The organism is Pseudomonas maioricensis (assembly GCF_022790535.1).
GTDB classification, from domain to species: Bacteria; Pseudomonadota; Gammaproteobacteria; order Pseudomonadales; family Pseudomonadaceae; genus Aquipseudomonas; species Aquipseudomonas maioricensis.
Genome location: NZ_LOHG01000022.1, coordinates 24,129 through 34,526 on the forward strand (window position 1 = coordinate 24,129; position 10,398 = coordinate 34,526).

A 10,398-nucleotide genomic window follows, 5' to 3' on the forward strand; every position below is an offset into this window, starting at 1 on the left:
AACAAAAAACGTCCCTGCATCTGCCGACTGCGGGGATTTTTTTGCCTGCGATTTGGCTGCCAAGTGTTGCCACAGCAACAGCAGATCAACAGTTGAGGTGGCCTTTAAGCATCCCGACACATACCCGGCACCCTGCTCTTCTATATATTTACCTTTAATTTCAATAAGTTGAATTATTAGTTCGTGCTGGCATGCATGCTGCTTTGACTTGCTTACGCTTTTTTAAGGAATTCAGCATGCTGGTAGTTTCACTGTCGGGTAGCCCCGCTCTCAAATCCCGCTCAGGCGTGGTACTGGAACACGCAGGCCGTTGGCTGCGCGCCAAAGGCGTAGACGTCACCACCCTGCGTATCCGCGATTTCAACGCTGAAGACCTGATCTTCGCTCACTTCGACAGCCCGCAAGTGCTGGACTTCATCGAAGCGGTCAAGCAGGCCGATGGGTTGCTGATTGGTACGCCGGTGTACAAGGCTTCGTTTTCCGGCGCACTGAAAACCCTGCTCGACCTGCTGCCAGAGCGCTCGCTGCATGGCAAGGTGGTTTTGCCTTTGGCAACCGGCGGCAGCATCGCTCACATGCTGGCGGTGGATTACGCGCTGAAGCCGGTGTTATCCGCGTTGAAATGCCAAGAGGTTTTGCACGGCATATTCGCCATCGATAGCCAGATCAGCTACGCCGATAACGAGCAAGGCGGCGACCTGGATGAGACTCTTCATGAGCGTCTGCAGGAAGGCCTGGAGCATTTCTATCTGGGCCTGCAGCATCGCGTGCAAGCCCGCCAGAAACAGGCCGGGGGACATTTGCGGTTGGCGTTGTAAACGCATAATTCTGTAGGAGCCGAGCTTGCTCGCGATTCAGGCGCTGCGGTTTAAATACGAAACCGCGGCGTCTGAATCGCGAGCAAGCTCGGCTCCCACACTTGAATGGCGTAAGTCTTCAGGCCATCACCCCTTCAACATCGGATACAACGAAACTACCAACAGTACTGCCATTACCCCGTTAAACACCCGCAACCAGAACGGATCACGCAGCGCGTTACGCAGCAGGCTGCCAAACCCTGCCCAGACACCGACGCTTGGCAGGTTGATCAGCGCAAATACCGCCGAGATGATCACAACATTGGTGAAGTACCCCTGCAACGGTGTGTAGGTACTGATCGCGCCGACGGCCATGACCCAAGCCTTGGGATTAACCCACTGAAACAGCGCAGCTTGCATGAAGGTCTGTGGTTTGCTCTCTGCGCCCGAAGCATCCGAGGCCGGACCTGAAGTGGCGATCTTCCACGCCAGATACAACAAATAGGCAGCGCCGACGTAACGCAGGATGGTGTACAGCAGCGGATAAGTCTGAAAAGCAGCGCCCAGTCCAAGACCGACCGCCAGTACCAGGCTGAAAAACCCGCAACTGATCCCCAACATATGCGGCACAGTCCGGCTGAATCCGAAATTCACCCCCGAGGCCAGCAGCATCATGTTGTTAGGACCGGGCGTGATGGACGTGACAAAGGCGAACAACGCAAAGGCGAGCAGCAGGTCAAGGGAGAACGGCATGGAGCGATCCAGACATCTAAAGGGCAGGCCTTCACCCTATCGAATCGGCAACCAGAAACACACGAACAGTCAGACGAAAATACAACCGGTACAGTTTTGAACGAAAACAGTTTCGTCCATCACTGTACTTAAACCATCAACCTTGGCGATCCTGACTAGCCTGTACGTTCTCAGCGCTGATCTCGCCGCGATTATCGAAGTCGCGCACGGCTTGCATTTGCGGCTCGGCCAACAGTTTTGCTTTGGCGACCTGATACTCATCAAAGGAAAGACCACGGCGATTCAAATCTTCCAGGGCCAACTGATGAGTTTCCTCGGCAGTGTAAGGACGCAGTTCAACGGCGTGGTGAGTGGAGCAACCGGAGACAACTGCAACGGTCAACAACAGGGCAAAAGCGTAAATGCGGTTCATGAGAGCCTCCGGGATCGGGTTCATTTCGGGAATGAACAAAGGTTACGCCCGGCGGCGTTTACGCAGAAATCACTGCTCTTGATAGTCGGTATTGGGTGGGGAGAATCGTTGGAAATCCATTGCCTCTGAACCGCTATCGCGAGCAAGCTCGGCTCCTACAAGTTTAGCGCGATCCTGTAGGAGCCGAGCTTGCTCGCGATGAAGGCTGTGCGGCTAGCCCATCAAGCCCGCCACTTACCCCAATACTCCAGCGACGTCCGCCACAGGCAGATGCCGATAAAGTAAGCCGACATCGTGAACCACACCCCCATCACCACAGGCCCGTTGTGCGGATGATTGATGATCAGCAAGGCGCTAGTGATCAGCCATATGGTGGTCACCAGGATATTCAACGGCATGAAACGACGCACCCGGAAAGGATGCAGGAACTTCATGCGCGTCACGGTCAGCAATGCCAGACCGATAATCGTCAGGAAGGTCACCCACGGGGTCGGCTGAATGATGTAAAGGCACAGCGCGACCACATTCCACGCTGCCGGGAAGCCCTGAAAGTAATTGTCCTTGCTCTTCATCTCCAGGTTGCAGAAACAGAAAAGCGACGAAATCAGAATGATCGCAGTGCTCAGCAGCAGCGTATAAGGCGGCAGCGGGATATAGCTGTAAATGAACAGCGCCGGGATAAACACGTAAGTGAGGTAATCAATCACCAGGTCCAGCACCGAACCGTCAAAACCCGGTAACACCGACTGCACATTGAATTTGCGCGCCAGCGAGCCATCCACGCCGTCCACTGCCAGCGCCAGCCCCAGCCACAACAGGCAGGCCTTGGCCTGATTATCGAACAGGGCAATGGTCGCAAGGAATGCGATGACCACGCCGGTGGCGGTAAAACCGTGGGCACCCCAGGCTTTCAGCCAGGCCACTCGTTGAGTCGATATCACAGGAAAATGTCTCCAGAAGATGTAGCGGACCAGTGTAGGCGTGGCCAAGGGCTGTTTCTGTCTTTATTACAAGCCGTGACAAACCGGGAACAGCGTATAGATTGCACTATCGACCGGCCATCAGGCGAGAAGGTTCACCCGCGCACGGTGATTACTCCCGACCCGTTGCCGTTTGCATCATGCGCTGCCCCGCCCAAACGTACGATAAAAAAATCTATGAGGGCGACCGGCGCAGAAAAAATCCCCACTCTTTTGAGCCTATCCATTACCATGCCGCCCGTCGGTTTCCAAACGGGATTAATAGGGAATCCGTGATGCCCCCGAGGCATCAACCGGAACTGCCCCCGCAACTGTAGGTGCTGAGCCCTGCTCCATCAATGCCACTGGGTCATCACCCGGGAAGGCCGGAACGCGGCGATGAAGCGCCAGTCAGGAGACCTGCCGACATCAGGGCGTCACTGCATTGAATGCATGTGGCTCCTGGCAACTGACCCACCGGCGGGGTGTCCGGGGAGTACATCCGTCAGAACGGTGGCAGCGCCGTGACTGATCAACCCCTGCCGAACCATCGACAGCAGCGGTCGTGATGTGTATCCAGCCAGAACACCATCGTGCGGATAACCGTTCGAATGGAGATCGTTTTTCATGTCTTTGCCTCGTTTTGCTGTATTGCTCGCTGGCCTGGGTTTCTCTGCGCTGAGCCTGGCTGCCAGCCCCGCCGTCAGTACCCACTACCCACTTACTCTCGACAACTGCGGCGTGCCGCTGACCTTCGCCAAGGCTCCCGGCAAAGCCGTGACCATTGGCCAGTCTGCGACCGAGATCCTCTACTCCCTTGGACTGGCCGACAAAGTGGTCGGGACCTCGCTGTGGTTCAACAATGTGCTGCCACAGTTCGAACAACAGAACGCAAAAATCCCGCGTCTGGCCGATAACGATCCAAGCTTCGAAGCCGTGATCAACAAGCGCCCTGAACTGGTTGCCGTCCAGTTTGAATGGATGGTCGGCCCACAGGGCGTGGTCGGCACCCGCCAGCAGTTCAGCGAAATGAAAATCCCGACCTACCTCATGCCGTCAGACTGTGAAGGCAAGGACAACCTGGTCGGTGCCGATGGCACGCGTCTGCGCCCATTCTCGATCGACAGCCTGTACAAGACCGTCGACCAACTGGCACAGATCTTTGATGTCCAGGCTCGTGGCAACGAATTGAACACCGAACTGCAAGCACGTCTTGCCAAGGCTCAGGCCAGCGTCAAAGGCAAACACCTGAAAGACGCCTCGGCCGTCTTCTGGTTCTCCAGCGCAGACCTGAACGTCGATCCTTATGTCGCCGGACGCAAAGGCATCCCGGCATTCATGATGGACACCCTGGGCCTACGCAACATCGTGCAGTCTGATGAGGAATGGCCGACTGTCGGGTGGGAAACCATCGCCAAGGCCAACCCGACCATTCTGGTTCTGGCACGGATGGACCGTCGCCGCTTCCCGGCTGATGACTTCCAGAAAAAACTGGAATTCCTCAAGACTGACCCGGTCACTCGAAACATGGACGCAGTGAAGCACAACCGCATCGTGATTCTTGATGCCCAGGCCATGGAAGCGACCATTCGCACCTTCAACGGTATCGATGAACTGGCAAACGCCATCGACAAGTTTGACCTGCACCCATGACAGCGCAGTTCGCCGGTCGCCTGTTACGCAAGATCTGCCTGCACGGCGCCTGGGTGCTCGTGGTGTTGATAGCGGCGATCATTGCCGGTATTGCCATTGGTGAAACACCGATCAGCCTGTCGCTGGTGTTTCAGGTACTGGCCAACAAACTGTGGGGCGCCGGTTTCGTACTGGACCCGATCGACGAAGGCATCGTCTGGAATTACCGGCTGACCCGCGCTCTGGTTGCCGCAGCGTGCGGTGCCGGGCTAGCGATCTCGGGTGTGGTCCTGCAGTCACTGCTGCGCAACCCGCTGGCCGATCCTTACCTGTTGGGCATTTCCGCTGGGGCCTCGACCGGCGCGGTGCTGGTGGCAATCATCGGTATCGGCGCAGGTGCCATATCCTTGTCGGCGGGCGCATTTGTCGGCGCCATGGCGGCTTTTGCGCTGGTCGCCCTGCTCGCTCGCAGCACCGGCGCAGTCAGTGGCAGCGGGCAGATCATCCTGGCAGGCATTGCCGGTTCACAACTGTTCAACGCCCTGACCTCTTTTCTGATTACCAAGTCGGCCAACTCCGAGCAGGCGCGGGGCATCATGTTCTGGCTGCTGGGCAACCTCAGCGGTGTGCGCTGGCAATCGGTCACTCTGGCAGTGCCGGTGGTGTTGATCGGCCTGGCGGTCTGCCTGTGGCACCGCCGCTCGCTGGACGCCTTTATGTTCGGCAGTGATTCTGCGGCTGCGCTGGGTATCCCGGTGCGTCGGGTGCAAGTGATATTGATTGCCACCGTGGCGCTGGTCACAGCAGTGATGGTGTCGCTGGTGGGCTCTATCGGCTTTGTCGGATTGGTGGTGCCTCATGCAGCGCGCCTGCTGGTCGGTGTGCGCCACGGACGACTGATCCCGATCAGTGCGCTGGCCGGAGCGGTATTCCTGATTGCCGCCGACGTTCTGTCTCGCACGGCAATCAAGGGCCAAGTATTACCGGTCGGAGTGATTACTGCCCTGATCGGCGCGCCGGTCTTCGCCGTGATCCTGATAAAAGCCAAGGGGGGCCGATGAGCAATCTGAAGCAGCCGATCGCCGACATCGACGGCGACGTACTGTCCTGCAGCGGCCTCAACTGGTCGATCAAAGGGGTGCCCATTGTCCGCGATGTCGCGTTGCAGCTACGACGCGGCGAAACCCTTGGTTTGATTGGCCCCAACGGTTCAGGGAAGTCCAGCCTGTTGAAGCTGCTTTCAGGGATCCGGATCCCCGCCAGTGGCGAGATTCACCTTAACGGTGTTGCCCTTGCCGACATGAAGCGTCGCGATGTTGCGCAGATGATTGCGGTTGTCGAACAGCAAGCTGAAACCTCCGACGCGATCACCGTGCTGGACGCTGTAGAGCTGGGGCGCACGCCTTGGCTGTCCGCGCTGGAGCCGTGGTCAGCCGCCGACAATGACATCGTTCAGCAGGCGCTGCGCAACGTGGACATGGCCGACAAGCTCAAGCGTGCCTGGCATAGCTTGTCGGGGGGCGAACGGCAACGCGTGCACATCGCCCGCGCACTGGCCCAGCGTCCACAAATCCTGTTGCTGGATGAACCCACCAATCACCTGGATATTCAGCATCAACTGAGCATCCTGGGTCTGGTGAGGTCACTGCCGGTTACCACCCTGATTGCCTTGCACGACCTCAATCAAGCCCTGGCGTGTGATCGTCTGGCGGTGATGGACAAAGGCGAGCTGATCGCCATTGGCGTACCGTCCGAAGTGCTGACCTGCGAACTGTTGCGCGAGACCTTCGGCGTGGAGGCGCACTACCTCACAGACCCGTACGACGGCACACGGATATTGCGCTTCAGGTCATAACCCTTGTGGGAGCAGAGCTTGCTCGCGATAAAGCCGGGCACAACTCACTTTAGATCGCGGTGCCCGTCCTGGCACTGTAAAGGGATCTCGCACCGGCCTTGAACCTGGACCAACCCGAATTCCATATGCGTCGTCTGCCAGACCGGATCGCTTTCCACATCCACAACCCTGAAACCCTGCCGCTCCCAGAAGCCAATCGCACCGGGTAGAAACGGATGAGTGTGCAGGTAAAGCACGTCGATGCCCTGCAGTCGGGCGCACGCTTCAAGCGCCTGATAGATCGTGGTCGCCAACCCTGAACGGCGAAACTCCGGGATCACGAACAACCGGACGATTTCCACTACTGTGCGTTGCCCGTAATCCAGTTGAGGGAATCGACCGTCGTATGGCAAATAACCGATTGCCGCGACGATTTCCCCGTCGCAGCGTGCGATCAGAAAACGGCCACCGCCCTCCTCGCTATACACCTCGGCAAACTGTGCAAGGTCCGCGGGCACCACTGTCGGGTCAAGCATCGGGAAAATTTCCGCCCGGGCACGCAGGACGAAATCCACCGCCGCGGGGATGTCTTCAGGTTGTACAGAAACAATGTCTACAGCGGACATGTTCAGCGCTCGGTCACCGAATGGACGACCATCCTAATACAGCCCAAATACGACGTACTGAAATCAAGATGCATTTTTTGTAGGAGCTGCCGAAGGCTGCGAAGCATCTATCCTGACATACCGCCATCGCAGCCTTCGGCAGCTCCTACAAGTCCAGTGTTTGCCGCGAGACAGCGCGCTTGCTACATCAGGAAGTACAGCAACAGGATGTTGACCAGCAGCAACGGCAACGCGGTGGGAATCTGCGCTTTGATCACCGCGTACTTGTCCGGCAACTCAAGCAGTGCCGCCGGGACGATGTTGAAGTTTGCCGCCATGGGCGTCATCAAGGTCCCGCAATAACCGGAGAACATGCCAATCGCGGCAATCACCGCCGGGTTGCCGCCGTACATGCCGATCAGCACCGGAACACCAATGCCGCCGGTCATGACCGGGAACGCCGCGAAGCCGTTACCCATGACGATGGTGAACAAAGCCATGCCCAACACATAAACCGACACAGCCACCAGCTTGAAGTCGAGGTTGATGTAGTTGGTTGCCAGGTGCGCCACCGCTTTGCCGACGCCCGCGTCGTTGAACAGCAGCCCCAGCATCGCCAGCATTTGCGGCAAGACCAGCGCCCAGCCCAAGGCTTCGGTCAAACGACGGGACTCACGCATCGCTTGCACCGGCGTGTCACGTGTCAGCCAGCAAGCCAGCGCCAGAGCAATCAGACAGCCCAGCCCCAGCGACACAAAGGTGCTGTTGGCTGGATCAAGCAGAGGCACGCCGCCAATCTTGATGTTCTTCAGGAACACCGCGCCGATCACCGTCACCAACGGAATCGCCAACGCGGGGATGAACAGCTTGCTGCCCAGACGCCCTGCACTGGCCCGACGCTCTTTATCCGGCAACTCGCCATGCTTGCCGAAACCGACGCCGCCAAAACCGGCGATGGCCGCCATGACCAGAACACCGATACCCACCAGCACCGGCGGCAGCCGCTCACCGACCAGAAACGCGATGGCGAACAACCCCCAGAACAGCCCGGTACTCCAGCGCTTGGGGTTGGTGCGATCGGTGAAGGTCAGCACCGAGGTAATCGCCAGAATGACACCGGCCAGCCAATACAGGTATTGAATGGAAATGATCATGACAAGCTCTCCTGCGAAGTGGCAGCCGGGGCGGATGGCGTCACAGGTTGCAGCTCACGATTAAGACGACGATCAAAACGGCTCAAATGGATCGAGTGAATGATGAAGGCACAGATCGCAGTCGGTATCCCCCACAACGCGATATGGATCGGCTCGACATCAACTCCGGAACCCAGCAGGAAGGTATGCATCAGGGCGATAGCACCAAACGCGACAAAGATATCTTCGCCGAAAAACAGCCCCACGTTGTCAGTCGCTGCGCACAACGCCAACAGCTTGACCCGTAGCGCCTCAGGCAGCTTGCCGAAACGCGCCTCAGCAGCGCCCTCAGCCATGGGTGCCAGCAACGGACGAACCATTTGCGGGTGCCCGCCCAGGCTGGTCAACCCGACCGCTGCTGCGGTTTCACGAATGAACAGATAACCAATCAACAATCGCCCCACCGTGGCACTTTTGAAGCGGGCAATGAAGTTCTGCGAATGCAGACGCAGGCCATGACGCTCCAGCAGGCCAATCACCGCCAACGGCAGCAAAATGATCAGCGGCAATGTACGAGTCTTGATGAACCCGGTGCCGATGGTTGCCAGGATCGTTTCCAGCGGCATGCTCGCAGCAAAACCGGTGGCGATAGCCGCCAGCGCGACGACCAGCATCGGATTGAAGCGCAGCACAAAGCCAATGATGATGACCAGCACGCCTAATAGCGGCCAGAGGTTGATAGCGGTTTGCATGATTGGAATCTCGTTATTGTGATCGGGTGAAGAGGACTCGCCAGGATCAACACTGCAATGGCTTGCAGCAGACGCAGCAGGCTGCGGAATCCATTACGGTGTATCAGCAATGGCATCAAAGCCTGCGGCAGCTCTCGCCACGAATCTCGAGGCAGCAATCAGGCCAATTACCAAAACCACAGGGCGTAGCTGACGATCAGAATTTCTCATCCGAGCATTGTCGCCCGACATTCGCGAATCGTGATCATCAGCACCGGCAAGATACCGCTGGCGACCTTTTCTCGTTCCGCGGTCATCATTTGGTAGCGAAGTCGCTTTCGTCCAACGGGAAAAAACCACTATGCCCCATAAGAATTTCTTTATCGTCAATGGCATATAACCTGCAATTTCAGGGAAACTTCGTGACGCCCCGCGTAGCGTTTTTATGTAACGCCTTCGGTTTGTCAGTTCATAAACGTTCAAGGAAGCCGACCCGGTGAACCTCAAATTTCTGGAAACCTTCGTCTGGGTAGCGCGCCTCAAAAGCTTCCGGCTGACAGCGGAAAAACTGTTCAGCACCCAGGCCTCTATCTCCAGCCGTATCGCGGCGCTGGAGGAGGAAATGGGGGTTCGCCTGTTCGTGCGGGATTCGAAGGGTGTGTCGCTGACGTCCGAAGGTTTGCGCGTGCTGGAATACGCCGAGCACATCATGGACACCATGCAAAGCATGAAGGCAGCGATCAAGGACCCACGCCAGGTCCGCGGCCGGATCCGCATCGGCGCAATGGATACGGTCATACACACCTGGCTCAGCCCGCTGGTAACAAGGCTGATGAAGTGTTACCCGAATCTGGAAATCGAGCTGACCGCAGACACCGCCAGCAACCTCTGTGCGCAACTGGAAAAAGGCTACCAGGACATCATTTTCCAGACTGACGAGTTGCGCTTCGACACGGTGCGCAATGCCGTGCTGACCCGCTACCCCATGCATTGGGTCGTGCCCGTCGGCTCGGTTTATGACCGGCCGTACACCTGCCTGGATGATTTGTCTCAGGAGCGCATCGTGACGTTTTCGCGTAACTCACGGCCACACCAGGACATTCTCAACATGCTGCACAGCGCCAGTATTGTCTCGCCACGAATCAACTGCGTGAACTCTGCGTCAGCCATCACCCGTCTGGTGCGCGACGGCTTCGGCATTGGTGCAATGCCCGCCGCGCTGGTCCGGGGTGAACTGGCTCAAGGCGTACTGACGCTGGTCAATGGCGTCCCGCTGCCGTCGATCATGGACATTGTCGCCAGTTGGCGTACCGGCGCAGGGATGGAGCTGGTCGAAGACATCGTTAGCCTGACCCGGGACGTGGTGGCCGAGTTCGATGCAGAGTTGCCCAAAAGTTTTATGGCGGATGTGCCAGAGGCGAACTGATCACTTTTCGTCGTCTGTCACACCGCCTTCGCGAATGAATTCGCTCCCACAGGCCTCCCCATATCCGTGGCACCGCGCCGTCTCGCGGCAAACTCAGGACCTGTAGGAGCTGCCGA

Annotated in this window: 11 protein-coding genes and 1 riboswitch; of the genes, 5 read left to right on the top strand and 6 right to left on the bottom strand. The window is 57.8% G+C overall.

From position 1 onward, the window contains the following. Positions 1–236: 236 nt before the first annotated feature. Positions 237–818, top strand: coding sequence for an NADPH-dependent FMN reductase (ssuE, locus tag AUC61_RS23445; RefSeq protein ID WP_243248557.1), 582 nt, complete (start codon positions 237–239; stop codon positions 816–818). 126 nt (positions 819–944) lie between these two features. Here ssuE and AUC61_RS23450 read toward each other — a convergent pair whose 3' ends face one another. The 3 genes from AUC61_RS23450 to pcsA all read right to left on the bottom strand — a co-directional run bounded on the left by AUC61_RS23450 (position 945) and on the right by pcsA (position 2,903). Further along, positions 945–1,550 carry a LysE family translocator gene (locus AUC61_RS23450; protein ID WP_243248558.1) on the bottom strand — a complete coding sequence of 202 codons (606 nt, stop codon included), beginning with the start codon at positions 1,548–1,550 and terminating at the stop codon, positions 945–947. 136 nt (positions 1,551–1,686) lie between these two features. Further along, a complete protein-coding gene (locus tag AUC61_RS23455) occupies positions 1,687–1,962 on the bottom strand; it encodes a hypothetical protein (protein ID WP_243248559.1) in 276 nt (91 codons plus the stop codon). Between the two features lie 221 nt (positions 1,963–2,183). Continuing rightward, on the bottom strand, positions 2,184–2,903 hold the full coding sequence (gene pcsA, locus AUC61_RS23460; RefSeq protein ID WP_243248560.1) for a phosphatidylcholine synthase: 720 nt from the start codon (positions 2,901–2,903) through the stop codon (positions 2,184–2,186). A gap of 264 nt (positions 2,904–3,167) precedes the next feature. Then, positions 3,168–3,363: riboswitch (cobalamin riboswitch) on the top strand. A 185-nt stretch (positions 3,364–3,548) separates the two neighbouring features. Here pcsA and AUC61_RS23465 point away from each other — a divergent pair. Genes AUC61_RS23465 through AUC61_RS23475 form a run of 3 tightly spaced genes read left to right on the top strand, consistent with a single transcriptional unit; the run spans position 3,549 to position 6,408 of the window. Then, positions 3,549–4,574: an ABC transporter substrate-binding protein gene (locus AUC61_RS23465; protein ID WP_243248561.1), complete on the top strand. Its 1,026-nt coding sequence runs from the start codon at positions 3,549–3,551 to the stop codon at positions 4,572–4,574. Beyond that, on the top strand, positions 4,571–5,614 hold the full coding sequence (locus tag AUC61_RS23470; protein ID WP_243248562.1) for a FecCD family ABC transporter permease: 1,044 nt from the start codon (positions 4,571–4,573) through the stop codon (positions 5,612–5,614). Before AUC61_RS23465 ends, AUC61_RS23470 begins: the two co-directional genes overlap by 4 nt. Further along, positions 5,611–6,408, top strand: a complete 798-nt coding sequence (locus AUC61_RS23475; protein ID WP_243248563.1) for an ABC transporter ATP-binding protein — start codon at positions 5,611–5,613, stop codon at positions 6,406–6,408. The genes AUC61_RS23470 and AUC61_RS23475 overlap by 4 nt, the downstream gene beginning before the upstream one ends. Positions 6,409–6,452: 44 nt before the next feature. Here the strand turns inward: AUC61_RS23475 and AUC61_RS23480 are convergent, their stop codons facing one another. From AUC61_RS23480 to AUC61_RS23490, 3 genes are all read right to left on the bottom strand, one after another. Next, complete coding sequence (locus tag AUC61_RS23480; RefSeq protein ID WP_243248564.1) at positions 6,453–7,013, bottom strand: GNAT family N-acetyltransferase; 561 nt, start codon at positions 7,011–7,013, stop codon at positions 6,453–6,455. Between the two features lie 182 nt (positions 7,014–7,195). Beyond that, positions 7,196–8,146 (bottom strand): DUF979 domain-containing protein, encoded by a 951-nt coding sequence (locus tag AUC61_RS23485; RefSeq protein WP_122663781.1) that lies wholly within the window; start codon positions 8,144–8,146, stop codon positions 7,196–7,198. Next, positions 8,143–8,877 (bottom strand): DUF969 domain-containing protein, encoded by a 735-nt coding sequence (locus AUC61_RS23490; protein WP_122663782.1) that lies wholly within the window; start codon positions 8,875–8,877, stop codon positions 8,143–8,145. Before AUC61_RS23490 ends, AUC61_RS23485 begins: the two co-directional genes overlap by 4 nt. 475 nt (positions 8,878–9,352) lie before the next feature. Between AUC61_RS23490 and AUC61_RS23495 the strand changes: the two genes are divergently transcribed. Further along, positions 9,353–10,282 carry a LysR family transcriptional regulator gene (locus tag AUC61_RS23495; RefSeq protein ID WP_243248565.1) on the top strand — a complete coding sequence of 310 codons (930 nt, stop codon included), beginning with the start codon at positions 9,353–9,355 and terminating at the stop codon, positions 10,280–10,282. Positions 10,283–10,398: the final 116 nt, after the last annotated feature.

Excerpts from the sequence above, each read along its gene's own strand:
- ssuE (WP_243248557.1), top strand. The coding sequence starts at position 237 with ATGCTGGTAGTTTCACTGTCGGGTAGCCCCGCTCTCAAATCCCGCTCA.
- AUC61_RS23450 (WP_243248558.1), bottom strand. The coding sequence starts at position 1,550 with ATGCCGTTCTCCCTTGACCTGCTGCTCGCCTTTGCGTTGTTCGCCTTT.
- AUC61_RS23455 (WP_243248559.1), bottom strand. The coding sequence starts at position 1,962 with ATGAACCGCATTTACGCTTTTGCCCTGTTGTTGACCGTTGCAGTTGTC.
- AUC61_RS23465 (WP_243248561.1), top strand. The coding sequence starts at position 3,549 with ATGTCTTTGCCTCGTTTTGCTGTATTGCTCGCTGGCCTGGGTTTCTCT.
- AUC61_RS23470 (WP_243248562.1), top strand. The coding sequence starts at position 4,571 with ATGACAGCGCAGTTCGCCGGTCGCCTGTTACGCAAGATCTGCCTGCAC.
- AUC61_RS23475 (WP_243248563.1), top strand. The coding sequence starts at position 5,611 with ATGAGCAATCTGAAGCAGCCGATCGCCGACATCGACGGCGACGTACTG.
- AUC61_RS23480 (WP_243248564.1), bottom strand. The coding sequence starts at position 7,013 with ATGTCCGCTGTAGACATTGTTTCTGTACAACCTGAAGACATCCCCGCG.
- AUC61_RS23485 (WP_122663781.1), bottom strand. The coding sequence starts at position 8,146 with ATGATCATTTCCATTCAATACCTGTATTGGCTGGCCGGTGTCATTCTG.
- AUC61_RS23490 (WP_122663782.1), bottom strand. The coding sequence starts at position 8,877 with ATGCAAACCGCTATCAACCTCTGGCCGCTATTAGGCGTGCTGGTCATC.